The sequence below is a fragment of the Streptomyces sp. WI03-4A genome (genome assembly GCF_033792105.1).
In the GTDB taxonomy this organism is placed as follows: domain Bacteria; phylum Actinomycetota; class Actinomycetes; order Streptomycetales; family Streptomycetaceae; genus Streptomyces; species Streptomyces collinus_A.
On sequence record NZ_JARAUO010000046.1, the window covers coordinates 31291 to 51678 of the forward strand.

16 protein-coding genes are annotated in these 20388 nt (G+C 70.5%); 13 read left to right on the forward strand and 3 right to left on the reverse strand.

The window, feature by feature from the left end; genetic code table 11:
* Positions 1 to 34 precede the first annotated feature (34 nt).
* The 4 genes from secD to PV343_RS33700 all read left to right on the forward strand — a co-directional run bounded on the left by secD (position 35) and on the right by PV343_RS33700 (position 6313).
* Positions 35 to 1831, forward strand: a complete 1797-nt coding sequence (secD, locus tag PV343_RS33685) for a protein translocase subunit SecD (protein ID WP_319150833.1) — start codon at positions 35 to 37, stop codon at positions 1829 to 1831.
* 3 nt (positions 1832 to 1834) lie between these two features.
* On the forward strand, positions 1835 to 2944 hold the full coding sequence (gene secF / locus PV343_RS33690; protein ID WP_319150834.1) for a protein translocase subunit SecF: 1110 nt from the start codon (positions 1835 to 1837) through the stop codon (positions 2942 to 2944).
* Complete coding sequence (locus PV343_RS33695; RefSeq protein WP_319150835.1) at positions 2941 to 3480, forward strand: adenine phosphoribosyltransferase; 540 nt, start codon at positions 2941 to 2943, stop codon at positions 3478 to 3480. The genes secF and PV343_RS33695 overlap by 4 nt, the downstream gene beginning before the upstream one ends.
* Positions 3481 to 3799: 319 nt before the next feature.
* Positions 3800 to 6313 (forward strand): RelA/SpoT family protein, encoded by a 2514-nt coding sequence (locus PV343_RS33700; protein ID WP_020938864.1) that lies wholly within the window; start codon positions 3800 to 3802, stop codon positions 6311 to 6313.
* 135 nt (positions 6314 to 6448) lie between these two features.
* Here the strand turns inward: PV343_RS33700 and PV343_RS33705 are convergent, their stop codons facing one another.
* The gene (locus PV343_RS33705; protein WP_319150836.1) at positions 6449 to 7678 is read right to left on the reverse strand and encodes a DUF349 domain-containing protein; all 1230 of its coding nucleotides are present in this window, start codon (positions 7676 to 7678) and stop codon (positions 6449 to 6451) included.
* A 155-nt stretch (positions 7679 to 7833) separates the two neighbouring features.
* Positions 7834 to 8661 (reverse strand): peptidylprolyl isomerase, encoded by an 828-nt coding sequence (locus tag PV343_RS33710; RefSeq protein WP_319150837.1) that lies wholly within the window; start codon positions 8659 to 8661, stop codon positions 7834 to 7836.
* Positions 8662 to 8840: 179 nt separating this feature from the next.
* Here PV343_RS33710 and PV343_RS33715 point away from each other — a divergent pair, with 179 nt between their 5' ends.
* From PV343_RS33715 to rpsD, 5 genes are all read left to right on the forward strand, one after another.
* Entirely contained in the window at positions 8841 to 9548 is a 708-nt protein-coding gene (locus PV343_RS33715; protein WP_319150838.1) for an MBL fold metallo-hydrolase, read from the forward strand.
* Between the two features lie 13 nt (positions 9549 to 9561).
* Positions 9562 to 10824 (forward strand): histidine--tRNA ligase, encoded by a 1263-nt coding sequence (hisS, locus tag PV343_RS33720; protein ID WP_319150840.1) that lies wholly within the window; start codon positions 9562 to 9564, stop codon positions 10822 to 10824.
* Positions 10825 to 11034: 210 nt separating this feature from the next.
* On the forward strand, positions 11035 to 11691 hold the full coding sequence (locus tag PV343_RS33725) for a vitamin K epoxide reductase family protein (RefSeq protein ID WP_319150842.1): 657 nt from the start codon (positions 11035 to 11037) through the stop codon (positions 11689 to 11691).
* Positions 11692 to 11756: 65 nt separating this feature from the next.
* Positions 11757 to 13112, forward strand: a complete 1356-nt coding sequence (locus PV343_RS33730; protein ID WP_319150843.1) for a replication-associated recombination protein A — start codon at positions 11757 to 11759, stop codon at positions 13110 to 13112.
* Positions 13113 to 13417: 305 nt separating this feature from the next.
* Positions 13418 to 14032, forward strand: a complete 615-nt coding sequence (rpsD, locus tag PV343_RS33735; protein ID WP_020938857.1) for a 30S ribosomal protein S4 — start codon at positions 13418 to 13420, stop codon at positions 14030 to 14032.
* A gap of 21 nt (positions 14033 to 14053) precedes the next feature.
* On the opposite strand, the gene PV343_RS33740 is transcribed toward rpsD, so the two are convergent.
* Positions 14054 to 16219, reverse strand: a complete 2166-nt coding sequence (locus PV343_RS33740; RefSeq protein ID WP_319150844.1) for an ATP-binding protein — start codon at positions 16217 to 16219, stop codon at positions 14054 to 14056.
* Between the two features lie 162 nt (positions 16220 to 16381).
* Between PV343_RS33740 and PV343_RS33745 the strand changes: the two genes are divergently transcribed.
* From PV343_RS33745 to ruvX, 4 genes are read left to right on the forward strand one after another with little or no spacing between them, the layout of a single operon-like run.
* On the forward strand, positions 16382 to 16816 hold the full coding sequence (locus PV343_RS33745) for a DUF948 domain-containing protein (protein WP_106960549.1): 435 nt from the start codon (positions 16382 to 16384) through the stop codon (positions 16814 to 16816).
* Positions 16817 to 16832: 16 nt separating this feature from the next.
* A complete protein-coding gene (locus PV343_RS33750) occupies positions 16833 to 17180 on the forward strand; it encodes a hypothetical protein (protein ID WP_319150845.1) in 348 nt (115 codons plus the stop codon).
* Positions 17180 to 19852, forward strand: a complete 2673-nt coding sequence (gene alaS, locus PV343_RS33755; RefSeq protein WP_319150846.1) for an alanine--tRNA ligase — start codon at positions 17180 to 17182, stop codon at positions 19850 to 19852. The genes PV343_RS33750 and alaS overlap by 1 nt, the downstream gene beginning before the upstream one ends.
* 45 nt (positions 19853 to 19897) lie before the next feature.
* Positions 19898 to 20362 carry a Holliday junction resolvase RuvX gene (gene ruvX / locus PV343_RS33760; protein ID WP_020938852.1) on the forward strand — a complete coding sequence of 155 codons (465 nt, stop codon included), beginning with the start codon at positions 19898 to 19900 and terminating at the stop codon, positions 20360 to 20362.
* Positions 20363 to 20388: the final 26 nt, after the last annotated feature.

The following is a 20388-nucleotide window of genomic DNA, read 5'->3' on the forward strand; positions in this document are numbered from 1 at the left end:
GGCAGCGGGGCGGCCCGAGAGGGAGTACGAGAAGGTGGCAGCACCTAAGAAGGGCCGGAGCGCGAGCGCCCAGAGCAAGCCAGGGCGCTCGCTGGCCCTCATTCTGATCGCCATCGTGGCGCTCACCGCCGGGATGTTCGCCTCCGGGCACCGCACCCCGCGTCTCGGCATCGACCTCGCCGGTGGCACGAGCATCACGCTCAAGGCGAAGGCCGACCAGGGGGCCGCGATCAACAAGGCCAACATGGACACCGCGGTCGACATCATGAACCGCCGCGTCAACGGCCTGGGCGTCTCCGAGGCGGAGGTGCAGACCCAGGGGACCGATCACATCATCGTGAACATCCCCAAGGGCACCAACTCCAAGGAAGCCCAGCAGCAGGTCGGCACCACCGCCAAGCTGTACTTCCGCCCGGTCCTCGCCAGCGAGCCCACCGGCGCCGCCGCGAAGACCCCCGCGCCGAGCACCTCCCCCAGCGGCAGCGGCTCCCCGAGCCCGTCGGGCAGCCCCTCGGCCAAGGAGAAGGCGTCCTCGTCCTCCACCGCGTCCCCGACGGCCACGGCCTCCGCCACCTCGCAGGGCCGCGCGGTCAGCGACGCCCTGAAGGCCGACAGCACGCCGTCGCCCTCCGGCTCCCCGAGCGCGACCTCGTCCGCTGACTCCAAGGCCTCCCCGAGCCCCTCCGCGTCCTCCTCCGGCGGCACCGCGGACACCACCAAGCTCCAGGCGCAGTACGCCGCCCTGGACTGCTCCAAGCCCGACCAGCGCAGCAAGGCCGGCCAGGGCGCAAAGCCCGGCGAGCCCACCGTGGCCTGCGGCGAGAACAACAAGGTCTGGTACAAGTACCTGCTCGGCCCGGCCGGCGTGGACGGCACCGAGGTGAAGAAGGCCCAGGCGGTCTTCGACACCCAGGGTGCCTCCGGCTGGCAGGTCCAGATGAACTTCAACTCCAGCGGTACCAAGAAGTTCGCCGACATCACCTCGGAGCTGGCCAAGAACCAGCAGCCGCAGAACGAGTTCGGCATCGTCCTCGACGGCAACGTCGTCTCCAGCCCGTTCGTGCAGACCGCCATCACCGGCGGCCAGGCGGAGATCTCCGGCAGCTTCACCCAGCAGGAGGCGCAGAGCCTCGCGAACATGCTGTCGTACGGCGCCCTGCCGCTGTCCTTCAAGGAGGACACCGTCACCACCGTGACCGCCGCGCTCGGCGGTGAGCAGCTGCGCGCCGGTCTGCTCGCCGGCGCGATCGGCCTCGCGCTGGTCGTGCTGTACCTGGTGATCTACTACCGCGGTCTGTCGCTCGTCGCGATGGCCTCCCTGCTGGTCTCCGCGATCCTCACCTACGTGATCATGTCGCTGCTCGGCCCGGCCATCGGCTTCGCGCTGAACCTCCCGGCCGTCTGCGGTGCCATCGTGGCCATCGGTATCACCGCGGACTCGTTCATCGTGTACTTCGAACGCATCCGGGACGAGATCCGTGAGGGCCGCACGCTGCGCCCCGCCGTCGAGCGGGCCTGGCCGCGCGCCCGGCGCACCATCCTGGTCTCCGACTTCGTGTCGTTCCTCGCCGCCGCCGTGCTGTTCATCGTCACCGTCGGCAAGGTCCAGGGCTTCGCGTTCACGCTCGGCCTCACCACCGTGCTCGACGTGGTCGTCGTCTTCCTGTTCACCAAGCCGCTGATGACGCTGCTGGCCCGCAGCAAGTTCTTCGGCGGCGGTCACAAGTGGTCCGGGCTCGACCCGAAGAGCCTGGGCGCCCCGCCGCCGTTGCGCCGCACCCGCCGTCCCGCCGGTCCCGCCGCCGGCCCTGCCGACCCGAAGGAGGCGTGAGCGATGTCGAAACTCGGCAACCTCGGTGCCCGACTGCACCGCGGCGAGATCAGCTACGACTTCATCGGCAAGCGCAAGATCTGGTACGGCGTCTCCATCCTGATCACCATCACGGCCATCCTCGGCCTGGCGGTGCGCGGCCTGAACATGGGCATCGAGTTCCAGGGCGGCGCGGTCTTCACCACGCCGGTCAAGATGAGCACCTCGGTGGCGCAGGCGGAGGAGTTCGCGAAGGACGCCTCCGGCCACGAGGCGATCGTGCAGAAGCTCGGCAACGGCAGCCTGCGCATCCAGATCGCCGGTATCGACACCGACAAGTCCGACCAGATCAAGCAGCAGCTGGCCCAGGACCTGAAGCTCAACCCGGAGAAGCTGGCCGCCGACCTGGTCGGGCCCAGCTGGGGTGAGCAGATCGCCAACAAGGCATGGGAGGGCCTCGGCATCTTCATGGTGCTCGTGGTGATCTACCTGGCGATCGCCTTCGAGTGGCGCATGGCCATCGCCGCCCTCGTCGCGCTCATCCACGACATCACCATCACGACCGGCATCTACGCCCTGGTCGGCTTCGAGGTCACGCCCGGCACGGTCATCGGTCTGCTGACCATCCTCGGTTACTCGCTCTACGACACGGTCGTCGTCTTCGACAGCCTCAAGGAGCAGACGAAGGACATCACGAAGCAGACCCGCTTCACCTACAGCGACATCGCCAACCAGTCGATCAACGGCACGCTGGTGCGTTCCATCAACACCACCGTGGTCGCCCTGCTGCCGGTGGCCGGCCTGCTGTTCATCGGCGGCGGCTTCCTCGGCGCCGGCACGCTGAACGACATCTCGCTGTCGCTGTTCGTCGGTCTCGCGGCCGGTGCCTACTCCTCGATCTTCATCGCCACCCCGCTCGTCGCCGACCTCAAGGAGCGCGAGCCGGCGATGAAGGCCCTGCGCAAGCGGGTGCTGGCCAAGCGCGCCCAGGCCGCGGCGGGGGAGGGCCTCGCGGACGCCCGGGTCACCGGCGGTGACGACTCCGACGACAACGCTCCCGCCGTCGTCGGCCCGCGCAACCAGCCCGTCTCCCGCAACCGGGGCCGGGGCCGGGCCTCCGGGAAGCGCCGATGACGGACATCCAGGAGCTGCTCCTCAGCCGCATCCGGGACGTGGCGGACTACCCGGAGCCGGGCGTGATGTTCAAGGACATCACCCCGCTGCTCGCGGACCCGGCCGCGTTCACGAGCCTGACCGGCGCGCTCGCCGGGATCGCCGCGGACACCGGCGCGACCAAGGTCGTCGGCCTGGAGGCCCGGGGCTTCATCCTGGGCGCCCCGGTCGCCGTCCGCGCCGGCCTCGGCTTCATCCCGGTCCGCAAGGCGGGCAAGCTGCCCGGAGCCACCCTGCGCCAGGCCTACGACCTGGAGTACGGCTCGGCGGAGATCGAGGTGCACGCCGAGGACCTGACCACGGGCGACCGCGTGCTGATCGTGGACGACGTGCTGGCGACCGGCGGGACCGCCGAAGCCGCCATCCACCTCATCCAGCGGGCCGGCGCCGACGTCTCGGGCGTCGCCGTCCTCATGGAGCTGGGCTTCCTCGGCGGCCGCGCCCGCCTGGAGCAGGCCCTCGACGGGGCGCCGCTCACCGCGCTCCTCCAGGTCTGACCGGTCTGACAGGTCCGGCCCGACAGGTCCCGGCACCGAGCACGACGCGACGGCCGCCCCGGCACCCCCGGGGCGGCCGTCGCCGTTGCGGCTCCAGGCATCCGGTTCCCGGCGTCCCGCCCCGGCATCCGCTCCGCGACACCCGGCACACGCCCGGGGAACAGCTCCACGTCGCCTCCTGGAATCACCTGGGGATCCCTGGCGTTCCATGGGTACACGGTCCTCACTTCCGCCTGAAGGCGATGCCCGGGCGCGGGATCGCTACCATGGGGTCTCCGGAGCCTGATCGGGGGACCCGGATCGCGCACGAGGAGTCCTCTTGCCAGACGAGGCCCAGCACCTGACCGCCGCCAAGCCCGAGTCCGCCTCGGCGGCCGCGGCCAAACCCGCGCCGAACGTGTCGCACGCGAAGAACGACACGCGTGGGGCGGTGGAGCACGCCCAGTCCGCGCCGGTCGAGAAGGCTGCCGAGGTCGCCCGTCCCAAACCGGCCCCGCCCGTGCGCCCCGCCGCGGGTCAGCCCGCCCGCTCCGGCTCCTCCAACCGCGTCCGCGCCCGCCTCGCCCGCCTCGGCGTCCAGCGCGCGAACCCGTACAACCCGGTGCTGGAGCCGCTGCTGCGGATAGTGCGCAGCAACGACCCGAAGATCGAGAACTCGACGCTCCGGCAGATCGAGCGCGCCTACCAGGTCGCCGAGCGCTGGCACCGCGGCCAGAAGCGCAAGAGCGGCGACCCGTACATCACGCACCCGCTCGCCGTCACCACCATCCTCGCCGAGCTGGGCATGGACCCGGCGACCCTGATGGCCGGGCTGCTGCACGACACCGTCGAGGACACCGAGTACGGCCTGGACGACCTGCGCCGTGACTTCGGCGACGTCGTCGCGCTGCTCGTCGACGGCGTCACCAAGCTGGACAAGGTCAAGTTCGGCGAGGCGGCGCAGGCCGAGACCGTGCGCAAGATGGTCGTGGCGATGGCCAAGGACCCGCGCGTCCTGGTCATCAAGCTCGCCGACCGCCTGCACAACATGCGCACTATGCGCTACCTCAAGCGCGAGAAGCAGGAGAAGAAGGCGCGCGAGACGCTGGAGATCTACGCGCCGCTGGCCCACCGGCTGGGCATGAACACCATCAAGTGGGAGCTGGAGGACCTCGCGTTCGCGATCCTCTACCCCAAGATGTACGACGAGATCGTCCGGCTGGTCGCCGAGCGGGCGCCCAAGCGGGACGAGTACCTCGCCATAGTCACCGACGAGGTCCAGGCCGATCTGCGGGCCGCCCGGATCAAGGCGACCGTCACCGGACGCCCGAAGCACTACTACAGCGTCTACCAGAAGATGATCGTCCGCGGCCGTGACTTCGCGGAGATCTACGACCTGGTGGGCATCCGTGTCCTCGTCGACACGGTCCGCGACTGCTACGCGGCCCTCGGCACGGTGCACGCGCGATGGAATCCGGTCCCCGGCCGGTTCAAGGACTACATCGCCATGCCCAAGTTCAACATGTACCAGTCGCTGCACACGACGGTCATCGGCCCCAACGGCAAGCCCGTGGAACTGCAGATCCGCACGTTCGACATGCACCGGCGCGCGGAGTACGGCATCGCCGCGCACTGGAAGTACAAGCAGGAGGCCGTGGCCGGCGCCTCCAAGGTCCGCACCGACGTCCCCAAGGCGTCCGGCAAGGACAAGGACGCCATCAACGACATGGCGTGGCTGCGGCAGTTGCTCGACTGGCAGAAGGAGACCGAGGACCCCGGCGAGTTCCTGGAGTCCCTGCGCTTCGACCTGTCCCGCAACGAGGTCTTCGTCTTCACGCCCAAGGGCGATGTCATCGCGCTCCCGGCCGGTGCCACCCCGGTCGACTTCGCGTACGCCGTCCACACCGAGGTCGGCCACCGCACCATAGGAGCACGGGTCAACGGCCGGCTCGTACCGCTCGAATCCACCCTGGACAACGGCGACCTGGTGGAGGTCTTCACCTCCAAGGCGGCCGGCGCCGGGCCGTCCCGGGACTGGCTCGGATTCGTCAAGTCGCCCCGGGCGCGCAACAAGATCCGGGCCTGGTTCTCCAAGGAGCGCCGCGACGAGGCGATCGAGCAGGGCAAGGACGCCATCGTGCGCGCCATGCGCAAGCAGAACCTGCCGATCCAGCGCATCCTCACGGGCGACTCCCTGGTCACCCTGGCCCACGAGATGCGCTACTCCGACATCTCCGCGCTGTACGCGGCGATCGGCGAGGGCCACGTCTCCGCGCAGAACATCGTGCAGAAGCTCGTCCAGGCGCTCGGTGGCGAGGAGGCCGCCACCGAGGAGATCGACGAGACGGTCCCGCCGGCCCGCGGCCGCGGCCGCAAGCGCCGCTCCAGCGCCGACCCCGGCGTCGTCGTCAAGGGCGTCGACGACGTGTGGGTGAAGCTGGCCCGCTGCTGCACCCCGGTCCCGGGCGATCCGATCATCGGCTTCGTCACGCGCGGTAGCGGTGTATCGGTTCACCGCAGCGACTGCGTCAACGTGGAGTCACTGTCGCGCGAGCCTGAGCGCATCCTCGACGTCGAGTGGGCGCCGACCCAGTCCTCGGTCTTCCTGGTCGCCATCCAGGTCGAGGCCCTGGACCGCTCCCGCCTGCTGTCGGACGTCACCCGGGTCCTGTCCGACCAGCACGTCAACATCCTCTCGGCGGCCGTCCAGACCTCCCGTGACCGGGTGGCGACCTCCCGGTTCACCTTCGAGATGGGCGACCCCAAGCACCTCGGCCACGTCCTGAAGGCGGTACGGGGCGTGGAGGGCGTGTACGACGTCTACCGCGTGACCTCGGCGCGCACCCGCTCGTAGGCCCGCACCCGCTCGTAGGGGCGCGCCCACCCGCAGGGCCGCGCCCACTGGCTCCCGGCCTCCCAGGGGCCACCGGAACACCGGAAAGGGCCCCGTACGCGCGTACGGGGCCCTTCCACGTGGTCGGCGAGGGGATCAGCCGCCGAACTCCTGCAGGCCCTTCAGAGCCTGGTCCAGGAGCGCCTGGCGGCCCTCCAGCTCACGCTCGAGCTTGTCGGCCCGGGACGCGTTGCCCTGGGCACGCGCCTGCTCGATCTGGCCGCGCAGCTTGTCCACGGCGGCCTGGAGCTGACCGGTCAGGCCCTCGGCACGCGCACGCGCCTCCGGGTTGGTCCGGCGCCACTCGGCCTCCTCGGCCTCCTGGATGGCCCGCTCGACCGTGTGCATCCGGCCCTCGACCTTCGGACGCGCGTCCCGCGGGACGTGGCCGATGGCCTCCCAGCGCTCGTTGATCGAGCGGAAGGCGGCCCGCGCGGACTTCAGATCTCCGATCGGCAGGAGCTTCTCGGCCTCCTCGGCCAGCTCCTCCTTGAGCTTGAGGTTCTCGGCCTGCTCGGCGTCCCGCTCCGCGAAGACCCCGCTGCGGGCGGCGAAGAACACGTCCTGGGCGCCGCGGAAGCGGTTCCACAGGTCGTCCTCGTGCTCGCGCTGGGCACGGCCCGCGGCCTTCCACTCCGCCATCAGCTCGCGGTAGCGCGCCGCCGTCGGCCCCCAGTCCGTCGAGCCGGACAGCGCCTCGGCCTCCGAGACCAGCCGCTCCTTGGTCTTGCGCGCCTCCTCGCGCTGCGCGTCCAGCTGCGCGAAGTGCGCCTTGCGGCGCTTGGAGAACGCCGACCGGGCGTGCGAGAACCGGTGCCACAGCTCGTCGTCGGACTTGCGGTCCAGCCGCGGCAGACCCTTCCAGGTGTCCACCAGCGACCGCAGCCGCTCACCGGCGGCCCGCCACTGGTCGGACTGCGCGAGCTGCTCGGCCTCGGTGACCAGGTCCTCCTTGGCCCGGCGGGCCTCGTCGGACTGCTTGGCCCGCTGCGCCTTGCGCTCCTCACGCCGCGCCTCGACCGTCGCCACGAGCTTGTCCAGCCGGGCCTTCAGCGCCTCCAGATCGCCGACCGCGTGATGCGCGTCCACCTGCTCGCGCAGGTGGTCGATCGCGGTCTGGGCGTCCTTCGCCGACAGGTCGGTGGTCTTCACTCGCTTCTCGAGGAGGCCGATCTCGACAACCAGGCCCTCGTACTTGCGCTCGAAGTAGGCAAGCGCCTCCTCAGGGGAGCCGGCCGCCCAGGAACCGACGACCTGCTCGCCGTCGGCCGTACGCACGTACACGGTCCCCGTCTCGTCGACGCGGCCCCACGGGTCGCTGCTCACAGCGCCTCCTCCACATGATGCCTGCGGCGGGTCTCAGCGCCCCCGGGCATCGTCCACAGTTTCGTCACGGCCAACATAGGCGACCAGCGGGTTGCCTGTCCGCATCCAGCGCGACCGAAATTCCGCAGTTCGCCGTACTGATCTCGCCGATGGAGTCAGGACTTGGTGACCGTCGCCTTGTTGATCACAACGGTCGCGTTCGGGGCGCCGTCGCCCGCGCCCGTGTTCTCGCCCGCGGCCGCGATCTTGTCCAGAACCTTCAGGCCGGCCGCGTCGATCGTGCCGAACGGCGTGTAACTGGGCGGCAACGGGCTGTCCTTGTAGACCAGGAAGAACTGGCTGCCGCCGGTGTGCTTCTGGCCGGTGTTGGCCATCGCCACGGTGCCCGCCGGGTACTTGTTGCCCTTCAGGCTCGCGTCCTTCAGGTTCTCGTCCGGGATCGTGTAGCCCGGACCGCCGCTGCCCTGGCCCGTCGGGTCGCCGCACTGCAGCACGTAGATGCCGTTCGTCGTCAGACGGTGGCACTTGGTGTGGTCGAAGAAGCCCTTGCCCGCGAGGAAGTCGAAGGAGTTGACGGTGTGCGGGGCCGCCGACGTCTTCAGCGCGATGCCGATGTCACCGCACGTCGTCGCGAGCTTCATCGTGTACTTCGCCGACGTGTCGATCGTCATCGCCGGCTCCTTCTTCCACTGGAGCTTGCCGATCGATCCCGCGGCCGGCTTCGCGCACGGGTCCGGCGCCTTCTTGCTCGGCGTGGCGCTCGGGGTGACGTCGGCGCTCGCGTTGGTCTTCTTGTCGTCGTCGCCGTTCTTCAGCACGCCGGTCGTGTACAGCGCGACACTGCCGATCACGACCACGCCCAGCACCGACGCGATCACGGAGTTCCGCACGCGCGCCTTGCGCCGCGCGCTGGTGCGCCGCTGCTGCTGCCGCAAGAACTTCTCCCGGGCGAGCTGACGCCGCCGCTGCTCCTGGCTGACCACCGGGTTCTCTCCTCATGCGTGTCGTGTGTCGACCGGTACGCGTGCGTCCTCTGAGCCGACAGACGCGTGTAGCCCCGTACCGTATATGGGTTCGCTGAGGAAACGGCAGCGCCGGTAGGCTCTGGACCACGGGCCGACCGCCCGTGGGACCTCCCGTATCGACACAACGAAGGACGATCGTGCTCATTGCCGGGTTCCCCGCCGGGGCCTGGGGGACGAACTGTTATCTCGTCGCCCCCGCCGCCGGTGAGGAGTGCGTGATCATCGACCCGGGCCACCAGGCCGCCCAAGGAGTCGAGGAAGCACTCAGGAAGCATCGGCTCAAGCCCGTCGCCGTCGTCCTCACCCACGGCCACATCGACCACGTCGCCTCGGTCGTCCCCGTGTGCGGCGCGCACGACGTACCCGCCTGGATCCACCCCGAGGACCGGTACATGCTGAGCGACCCCGAGAAGGCGCTCGGCCGGTCGATCGGCATGCCGCTGATGGGCGAGCTGACCGTGGGGGAGCCCGACGACGTCAAGGAGCTGACCGACGGCGTCACCCTCGCGCTGGCCGGACTGGAGCTCTCCGTCGCGCACGCGCCGGGCCATACCAAGGGGTCGGTGACCTTCCGGATGCCCGAGGCGGCGGACATCCCGCCGATTCTCTTCTCCGGGGATCTGCTGTTCGCCGGCTCCGTCGGACGCACCGATCTGCCGGGTGGCTCCATGGAGGACATGCTCGACTCGCTGGCCCGCGTGTGCCTGCCGCTCGACGACTCCACCGTGGTGCTGTCCGGCCACGGCACCCAGACGACCATCGGCCAGGAGCGCGCCACCAACCCCTATCTGCGGCAGGTGGCCGCCGGCCAGGGAGCCTTCGAGGCTCCCCGACGAGGAATGTGACGAGAGAGCTTCCGTGAGCACGTTCAACGCCCCCAAGGGCACCTATGACCTCATCCCGCCGGACTCGGCCACGTACCTGGCCGTCCGCGAGGCGATCGCCGCTCCGCTGCGCAACTCCGGCTACGGCTACATCGAGACGCCCGGTTTCGAGAACGTCGAGCTGTTCGCGCGCGGTGTGGGCGAGTCCACCGACATCGTGACCAAGGAGATGTACGCGTTCGAGACCAAGGGCGGCGACAAGCTCGCCCTGCGTCCCGAGGGCACGGCGTCCGTGCTGCGTGCGGCCCTGGAGGCCAACCTGCACAAGTCGGGCAACCTCCCGGTCAAGCTCTGGTACTCCGGCTCGTACTACCGCTACGAGCGCCCGCAGAAGGGCCGTTACCGGCACTTCTCCCAGGTCGGCGCCGAGGCGATCGGCGCCGAGGACCCGGCGCTCGACGCGGAGCTGATCATCCTGGCCGACCAGGCGTACCGCTCCCTGGGCCTGCGCGACTTCCGCATCCTGCTGAACTCGCTGGGCGACAAGGAGTGCCGGCCGGTCTACCGGGCCGCTTTGCAGGACTTCCTGCGCGGTCTCGACCTCGACGAGGACACGCGCCGGCGCGTCGACATCAACCCGCTGCGGGTCCTCGACGACAAGCGCGAGTCGGTGCAGAAGCAGCTCACCGGCGCGCCACTGCTGCGCGACTACCTGTGCGACGCCTGCAAGGCGTACCACGAGGAGGTCCGCGAGCTGATCGGCTCGGCGGGCGTGGCCTTCGAGGACGACCCGAAGCTGGTGCGCGGCCTGGACTACTACACCCGCACCACGTTCGAGTTCGTGCACGGCGGTCTGGGCTCCCAGTCCGCCGTGGGCGGCGGCGGCCGCTACGACGGCCTGTCCGAGATGATCGGCGGCCCCGCGCTGCCGTCCGTCGGCTGGGCCCTCGGCGTCGACCGCACGGTCCTCGCCCTGGAGGCCGAGGGCGTCGAGCTGGACATCCCGTCCTCGACCAGCGTCTACGCGGTGCCCCTCGGCGAGGAGGCCCGCCGGGTGCTGTTCGCCAAGGTCACCGAGTTGCGCAAGGTCGGTATCGCGGCGGACTTCTCCTACGGCGGCAAGGGCCTGAAGGGCGCCATGAAGAACGCCAACCGCAGCGGGGCCCGCTACGCCCTGGTGGCCGGCGAGCGCGACCTCGCCGAGGGCGTCGTGCAGCTCAAGGACATGGAGTCCGGCGAGCAGACGGCGATCGGCGTCAACGAGATCGTGGCCGAGCTGGAGTCGCGGCTCGGCTAGCCGCCCGCACGCGCGCATGGGCGCCGGACGCTCCCTTCCGCGGGCTCCGGCGCCCTTGTCGTGGGCCCGCGGGCCGGTGTCCGGAACCGAACGGAAGGCACTCGTCGTACGTACATCCTTATGGGAAGCGAAAGGTGCCCACCCGCACGGGTGCGGCAGAATGGCCCGTGCCCGAAGATGGTCCGACTCTCAAGTGACGGAATCGGCGTGATGAGCAAGACGAAAGTCAAGGACGTCTCCACCCAGCCCGGTCCCGAGCGTGCCGCCGACGGGCCGCGCACGGTGGGCGGCAGCCGTGCCTTCGCGCTGCTGCTGGTGATCACCGGCGCGGCCGGACTGCTCGCCGCCTGGGTCATCACGCTCGACAAGTTCAAGATCCTGGAGGCGAAGGTCGCGGGCAAGACCTTCACCCCCGGGTGCAGCCTCAACCCGGTCGTCTCCTGCGGCAGCGTCATGGAGAGCAAGCAGGCCGCCGCGTTCGGCTTCCCGAACCCGATGCTCGGCCTCGTCTGCTACGGCGTCGTCGTCTGCGTCGGCATGAGCCTGCTGGCCCGCGCCCGCTTCCCCCGCTGGTACTGGCTGACCTTCAACTTCGGCACACTCTTCGGCGTCGCCTTCTGCACCTGGCTGCAGTTCCAGTCCCTGTACCGGATCAACGCGCTGTGCCTGTGGTGCTCGCTGGCCTGGGTCGCCACGATCACCATGTTCTGGTATGTCACCTCGTTCAACGTCCGCAACGACTTCCTGCCCGCCCCGCGTTGGCTGAAGTCGTTCTTCGGCGAGTTCACCTGGGTGGTGCCGGTCCTGCACGTCGGGATCATCGGCATGCTGGTCCTCACCCGCTGGTGGGACTTCTGGACCAGCTGACGGCCCCGCGCGGGGCCGCCGGCCGCCCGGCGCCGATTGTCAGTGCGGTGTTTTAGGGTTTCAGCGTGGAACCCGACCTCTTCACCGCAGCAGCCGAGGAACGCCAGGAGAAGGACCCGGCGGCCAGCCCCCTGGCGGTGCGCATGCGCCCGCGCACACTCGACGAGGTCGTGGGCCAGCGGCATCTGCTCAAGCCGGGCTCGCCCCTGCGCCGGCTGGTCGGAGAGGGCAGCGGCGGCCCCGCGGGACCGTCCTCGGTGATCCTCTGGGGCCCGCCCGGCACCGGCAAGACGACGCTCGCCTACGTCGTCTCCAAGGCCACCGACAAGCGGTTCGTGGAGCTGTCCGCGATCACCGCGGGCGTCAAGGAGGTCCGCGCGGTCATCGACGGCGCCCGCCGGGCCACCGGCGGCTTCGGCAAGGAGACCGTCCTCTTCCTGGACGAGATCCACCGCTTCAGCAAGGCCCAGCAGGACTCCCTGCTGCCGGCCGTCGAGAACCGCTGGGTGACCCTGATCGCGGCGACCACGGAGAACCCCTACTTCTCGGTGATCTCCCCGCTGCTGTCCCGCTCCCTGCTGCTCACCCTCGAACCGCTCACCGACGACGACATCCGGGGCCTGCTCAAGCGGGCGCTGACGGACGAGCGTGGCCTGAAGAACGCCGTCACCCTCCCCGAGGACACCGAGGACCACCTCCTGCGCATCGCCGGCGGCGACGCCCGGCGCGCCCTGACCGCCCTCGAGGCCGCCGCGGGCGCCGCCCTCGACCAGGGCGAGACCGAGATCGGCCTGCAGACGCTGGAGCGCACCGTCGACCGGGCGGCGGTGAAGTACGACCGTGACGGCGACCAGCACTACGACGTCGCCAGCGCCCTCATCAAGTCCATCCGTGGTTCCGACGTCGACGCGGCCCTGCACTACCTGGCCCGCATGATCGAGGCGGGCGAGGACCCCCGGTTCATCGCCCGCCGGCTGATGATCTCCGCCAGCGAGGACATCGGCCTCGCCGACCCGAACGCGCTGCCCATCGCGGTCGCCGCCGCCCAGGCCGTCGCCATGATCGGCTTCCCCGAGGCCGCCCTGACCCTCAGTCACGCCACCATCGCCCTCGCCCTCGCCCCCAAGTCCAACGCGGCGACCACCGCGATCGGCGCCGCGATGGAGGACATCCGCAAGGGCCTGGCCGGCCCGGTGCCGGCCCACCTGCGCGACGGGCACTACAAGGGCGCCGCCAAACTCGGCCACGCGCAGGGCTACGTCTACCCGCACGACCTGCCCGAGGGCATCGCCCCGCAGCAGTACGCCCCGGACGCCCTGAAGGACCGCGAGTACTACACCCCGACCCGGCACGGCACGGAGGCCCGGTACGCCGACGCCGTCGAGTGGACCAGGAAGCACCTCGGTCGCAAGCGCTCCTGAACAGCCTGTAGACTGCCCCGAAGTGCTGAGTCCCGTGCAGTCAGAACGGGACAGCCAGCCGGAGACCCGGTCCCTCGTGGACCGACTCCAAGAGCGTCGCGCACCGTCGAACGGTGTCGCGGGCAGCCCACCACCACCCGGAATCCCGGGACCGGCCGGTGGGCCACTCGCGTGCTGCACGTATGTGCCCAGATCAGGGGAGCGGCTGCCCGGCAGGTCCGACACGGACCGGACGGGTTTCCCCGGCTGCGGATGCGACCTCCCTCAACCCTGACAAGCCGAAATCCAGGAAAGAGAAACAGACAGTGGCGAACCAGTCCCGCCCCAAGGTCAAGAAGTCGCGTGCCCTCGGCATCGCGCTGACCCCGAAGGCCGTCAAGTACTTCGAGGCCCGCCCCTACCCGCCGGGCGAGCACGGCCGCGGCCGCAAGCAGAACTCGGACTACAAGGTCCGTCTGCTCGAGAAGCAGCGCCTGCGCGCTCAGTACGACATCTCCGAGCGCCAGCTGGTCCGCGCCTACGAGCGTGCGTCCAAGGTCCAGGGCAAGACCGGTGAGGCCCTGATCGTGGAGCTCGAGCGCCGTCTCGACGCCCTGGTCCTGCGTTCGGGCATCGCCCGCACGATCTACCAGGCCCGTCAGATGGTCGTCCACGGCCACATCCAGGTCAACGGCCAGAAGGTCGACAAGCCGTCCTTCCGTGTCCGTCCGGACGACGTCGTGCAGGTCCGTGACCGCTCCAAGGACAAGACGCTCTTCCAGATCGCCCGTGAGGGTGGCTTCGCCCCCGACGGTGAGACCCCGCGCTACCTGCAGGTGAACCTCAAGGCCCTGGCGTTCCGCCTGGACCGTGAGCCGAACCGCAAGGAGATCCCGGTGATCTGCGACGAGCAGCTCGTCGTCGAGTACTACGCCCGCTGATCCCAGCCCCGGCGCAGCACCTCAGCCCGCCGTCTCCCCGCCCTTCCGGGTGGGCGAGGCGGCGGGCTCGCGTCTGTCCGCCTCCCCCTGGGCGGGCGACACCGGCCCGCGCGGCGCCGGCAGCGCGGGCAGCGGCCGGACCCCGCCGTGCCCCAGCGCCCGGGCCACGGCCGCGTCCCGGTCCAGCCGCGCCCCCTCGCGCACACACTCCTCGTAGCGGCCGTCGCCGAGGGCCTGCCGGGCTGCCGTCTCGCACAGCTCGTGCGGGGCGTTGTAGTACGCCGAGCCGAACAGCGGCAGCCCCACCGAGGGCCACAGCCGGGCCGCCGCGCCCTGCAGCACCGCCGCCTCCGCCGGGTCGCCCTGCCCCACCGTGACCAAGGCCAGCAGTTCGATGCAGAGCACCGAACCCAGCAGGTCGCGGAAGGTATGCGCGTTGTCCAGGCAGTCCTCCAGCAGTTCCCGCGCCGCCACCGGGTCCCCGTCCCGCCAGGCCGCGTACGCCAGCACGTACAGGGCGTAGGAACGGGCCCACCGTTCCCCGTGGTCCTCGCACACCCGGCGCACGTCCTCGCACAGCCGCACCGCGTCCGGCAGGTCACCCTGGAACGCCCGCGCCATCGCCAGCTCCACCTGGCCCATCAACACGTTGCTGTTCAGCTCGCCGATCTCCCGGTAGCGCTCCAGCGCCGAGCGCAGCAGCGTCTCCGCGCGCGCCATGTCGTCCGTGACCAGGGCCAGACACCCGGTGCGGTGCTCCGCGTACGCCACCGCCGCCCCGTCGGCGACCTGCTCGGCCTGCTCCCGGCACTCCCGCAGCGCGGCCAGCGCCGGCACGGTGTCGCCCTGCAGGACCGCCACGTAGCCGAGCACCCACAGCGCCTTCAGCCGGGACCGCTCGTACCGCGAGTCCAGCTCCACGCTCCGCTCCAGCCAGCGCCGCCCCTCCGACAGCCGCCCGCAGCCCGCCCAGCAGAACCACAGCGAGCCCGCCAGGTACTGGCCCAGATGCGCCTCGTCCGGCTCGGTCAGGCAGAACTCGAGGGCCACCCGCAGGTTGGGCAGCTCGGCCTCCACCCGCGCGGCGACCTCGCGCTGCCGGGGCGAGAACCAGTCCAGCTCGCACCAGGTCGCGAGGCCCAGGTACCAGTCCCGGTGCCGCCGCCGCAGCCGGGGCGCGTCCCCGGTCGCCTCCAGCCAGTGGGCGCCGTACTCCCGGACGGTGTCCAGCATCCGGTAGCGCGGGCCGGCCGGGCCCTCCTCGCGGGTCAGCACCGACTGGGCCAGCAGCTCCGCCAGCACGTCCAGCACGTCCTCGGCGTCCAGCCCGTCGCCGCTGCACACGTACTCGGCGGCATCCAGGTCGAAGGTCCGCGCGAACACCGACAGCCGTGCCCACAGCAGCCGTTCGGCCGGCGTGCACAGTTCATGGCTCCAGCCGATCGCCGTGCGCAGCGCCTGGTGGCGGGGGAGGGCGTCCCGGTCGCCGCCGGTCAGCAGCCGGAACCGGTCGTCCAGCCGTTGCAGCAGCTGCGCGGGGGACAGCGCCCGCAGCCGTCCCGCGGCCAGTTCCACGGCCAGCGGCAGACCCTCGAGCCGCTCGCACAGCTCCCGCACCGCCGGGCCGTCCTCCAACGTCAGCCCGTGCTGCCGGGCCCGGTCCACGAACAGCTCGACCGCCTCGTCCCCGGCCAGCGGGCCCAGCGGGAACAGCCGCTCGCCCGCGAGCCCCAGCGGCCGTCGTCCCGCGGCCAGCACCCGCAGCTCCGGCAGCTCGCGCAGCAGCCGGGAGACCAGCCGGGCGACGGCCTCCACCTGGTGCTCGAAGCCGTCCAGCACCAGCAGCGCGCGGCGGCCGGCGAGGTGGCGGCACACGGTCTCGACGGGCGTGCGGGTGGTGTGGTCGGTCAGGCCGAGCGCCTCGGCCAGCGCGTAGAGGACGGACTGCGGATCACGGACCGGCGACAGCTCGACCCGCCACACCCCGTCCCCGGGCGCCGACCGGGCCGCCGCCCGGGCCGCGAGGCGGGACTTGCCCACGCCGCCGACCCCCGTCACCGTCACCAGCCGGGCCGCCCCCATCGCCTCGGCCAGCCCGGCCAGTTCGGCCGAGCGCCCGACGAAGGCGGTGAGTTCGGGGGGCAGATCTCCCCGCGTGACGGGACCGGGACGCTGAGGACCTCGCATGGGACACGGAGCGTACTGAACCGTGTTCATTCCGTACAATCGCTTCCCGCAACTCTCGCGGCCGCCGCCGGTAATCCGGTACGGAGCCCCGCGCCCGGCGCGATAGGCTCGGTGCACTGCTTTTACATGGTTCCGAAGTTCAGAGCACGTTTCAGGGAGCGGGTGCGCACAGTGTCCGGTGGAGAGGTTGCCGGGATCCTGGTGGCCGTCTTCTGGGCGATCCTGGTCTCCTTCCTCGCCGTCGCACTGGTGAGGCTGGCCCAGACGCTCAAGGCGACCACCAAACTCGTGGCGGACGTGACCGATCAGGCCGTCCCCCTGCTCGCCGACGCGTCCGCGGCCGTGCGCTCCGCGCAGACCCAGATCGACCGGGTGGACGCCATCGCCTCCGACGTCCAGGAGGTCACGTCGAACGCCTCGGCGCTCTCCACCACCGTGGCCTCCACCTTCGGCGGTCCGCTGGTCAAGGTCGCGGCCTTCGGCTACGGCGTCCGCCGGGCCCTGGGCGGCCGCAAGGAGGACGTGCCCCCGAAGTCGCCCCGGCGTACGGTGATCGTGGGCCGCACGGTCCCCGCCGCACGACGCAAGCGGAAGTAAGGACTGAGACCGAGCGATGTTCCGCCGTACGTTCTGGTTCAGCACGGGTGTCGCCGCCGGTGTGTGGGCCACCACCAAGGTCAACCGCAAGCTCAGGCAGCTGACTCCCGAGAGCCTCGCCGCCACCGCGGCCAACAAGGCGCTGGAGACCGGTCACCGCCTGAAGGACCGCGCGGTCGGCTTCGCGCTCGACGTCCGGGACAACATGGCACGGCGGGAGGCCGAGCTGGGCGAGGCGCTGGGCATCGACGCCGACCCCGAACTCCCCGCGCCCCGGCGGTACACCGCCATCGAGAACAACCGCAGCAACCCGACGTATGTCGACGACACGACGTACTCGTACAACCGGAATGAGGACCACTGATGGAGTCGGCCGAGATTCGCCGCCGCTGGCTGAGCTTCTTCGAGGAGCGCGGGCACACCGTCGTCCCTTCGGCGTCGCTCATCGCGGACGACCCGACTCTGCTCCTCGTCCCCGCCGGCATGGTGCCCTTCAAGCCCTACTTCCTGGGTGAGGTCAAGCCGCCCTTCGCGCGCGCCACCAGCGTGCAGAAGTGCGTGCGCACGCCCGACATCGAAGAGGTCGGCAAGACCACCCGTCACGGCACGTTCTTCCAGATGTGCGGCAACTTCTCCTTCGGCGACTACTTCAAGGAAGGCGCCATCAAGCACGCCTGGGAGCTGCTCACCAGCCCCCAGGACAAGGGCGGTTACGGCCTCGACCCCGAGCGTCTGTGGATCACCGTCTACAAGGACGACGACGAGGCCGAGCGCATCTGGCACGAGGTCGTCGGTGTGCCGAAGGAGCGCATCCAGCGCCTCGGCATGAAGGACAACTACTGGTCCATGGGCGTCCCCGGCCCGTGCGGCCCCTGCTCCGAGATCAACTACGACCGCGGTCCCGAGTTCGGCGTCGAGGGCGGCCCGGCCGTCAACGACGAGCGGTACGTGGAGATCTGGAACCTCGTCTTCATGCAGTACGAGCGGGGCGAGGGCATCGGCAAGGACAACTTCGAGATCCTCGGCGAGCTGCCGAGCAAGAACATCGACACGGGCCTCGGCCTGGAGCGCCTCGCCATGATTCTGCAGGGCGTGCAGAACATGTACGAGATCGACACCTCCATGGCCGTCATCGAGAAGGCCACCGAGCTGACCGGTGTGGCCTACGGCGACGCCCACGCGTCGGACGTCTCGCTGCGCGTGGTCACCGACCACATGCGCACCTCGGTGATGCTCATCGGCGACGGCGTGACCCCCGGCAACGAGGGCCGCGGCTACGTGCTGCGCCGCATCATGCGCCGCGCCATCCGCAACATGCGGCTGCTCGGCGCCACCGGCCCGGTGGTCAAGGACCTCATCGACACCGTCATCGAGATGATGGGGCAGCAGTACCCGGAGCTGGTCACCGACCGCGAGCGCATCGAGAAGGTCGCCGTCGCCGAGGAGAACGCCTTCCTGAAGACGCTGAAGGCCGGCACCAACATCCTCGACACGGCCGTCACCGAGACCAAGCAGTCCGGCGGCTCGGTCCTCTCCGGCGACAAGGCGTTCCTGCTCCACGACACCTGGGGCTTCCCGATCGACCTCACCCTGGAGATGGCCTCCGAGCAGGGCCTGTCCGTGGACGAGGACGGCTTCCGCCGCCTGATGAAGGAGCAGCGGGAGCGCGCCAAGGCCGACGCCCAGGCCAAGAAGACCGGCCACGCCGACATGGGTGCCTACCGGGAGATCGCCGACTCCGCCGGTGCCACCGACTTCATCGGCTACTCCGACACCGAGGGCGAGACCACGATCGTCGGCATCCTCGTGGACGGCGTCTCCTCCCCGGCCGCCACGGAGGGCGACGAGGTCGAGGTCGTGCTCGACCGCACCCCGTTCTACGCCGAGGGCGGTGGCCAGATCGGCGACACCGGCCGGATCAAGGTGGACTCGGGTGCGGTCATCGAGGTCCGCGACTGCCAGAAGCCGGTCCCGGGTGTCTACGTCCACAAGGGCGTGGTCCAGGTCGGCGAGGTGACGGTCGGCGCCAAGGCCCACGCCTCCATCGACACCCGCCGCCGCAAGGCCATCGCCCGCGCCCACTCGGCCACCCACCTGACCCACCAGGCCCTGCGCGACGCCCTCGGCCCGACGGCCGCCCAGGCCGGTTCGGAGAACCAGCCCGGCCGCTTCCGCTTCGACTTCGGTTCGCCGTCCGCCGTCCCGACGGCCGTGATGACCGACGTCGAGCAGAAGATCAACGAGGTGCTCGCCCGCGACCTGGACGTGCACGCCGAGGTCATGGGCATCGACGACGCCAAGAAGCAGGGCGCCATCGCCGAGTTCGGCGAGAAGTACGGCGAGCGGGTCCGCGTGGTCACCATCGGCGACTTCTCGAAGGAGCTGTGCGGCGGCACGCACGTGCACAACACCGCCCAGCTCGGCCTGGTCAAGCTGCTCGGCGAGTCGTCGATCGGTTCCGGTGTCCGCCGTATCGAGGCCCTCGTCGGTGTCGACGCGTACAACTTCCTGGCCCGCGAGCACACGGTCGTCGCCCAGCTCCAGGAGCTGCTCAAGGGACGTCCGGAGGAGCTGCCGGAGAAGATCTCCTCGATGCTCGGCAAGCTGAAGGACGCCGAGAAGGAGATCGAGAAGTTCCGCGCCGAGAAGGTGCTGCAGGCCGCCGCCGGCCTCGCCGAGTCCGCCAAGGACGTCCGCGGTGTCGCCGTCGTCACCGGCCAGGTGCCGGACGGCACGACGCCGGACGACCTGCGCAAGCTGGTCCTCGACGTGCGGGGCCGCATCCAGGGCGGCCGGGCCGCCGTAGTCGCGCTCTTCACCGTCAACAACGGCAAGCCGCTCACCGTCATCGCCACCAACGAGGCCGCCCGCGAGCGTGGTCTCAAGGCCGGTGACCTGGTGCGCACCGCCGCCAAGACCCTCGGTGGCGGCGGTGGCGGCAAGCCGGACGTCGCCCAGGGCGGTGGCCAGAACCCGGCCGCCGTCGGCGAGGCCGTCGACGCCGTCGAACGTCTCGTCACCGAGACCGCCAAGTGACGGTTGCGTAGGAAAACGTAAGGGAACGTAAGGAAACGGTCGGACATGCGCAGAGGACGTCGGCTCTCGATCGACGTCGGGGACGCCCGGATCGGGGTCGCCTCGTGCGACCCCGACGGGATCCTCGCCACTCCGGTGGAGACGGTTCCCGGCCGGGACATCCCCGCCGCCCACCGCCGGTTGCGTCAGCTGGTGGAGGAGTACGAACCGATCGAGGTCGTCGTCGGACTCCCTCGCTCCCTCAAGGGGGGCGAGGGGCCGGCCGCGCAGAAGGTCCGCGGCTTCGCCCAGGAGCTCGCCCGGGGCATCGCCCCGGTGCCGGTCCGGCTGGTGGACGAGCGGATGACGACCGTGACGGCCAGTCAGGGACTGCGCGCCTCGGGGGTGAAATCCAAGAAGGGCCGCGCCGTCATCGACCAGGCCGCAGCCGTCATCATTCTGCAGCAGGCCCTGGAATCCGAACGGGTGTCAGGTAAAGCACCCGGCGAGGGCGTCGAAGTGGTCATCTGATCGCGATACGGTAACGTTCCGCGCGA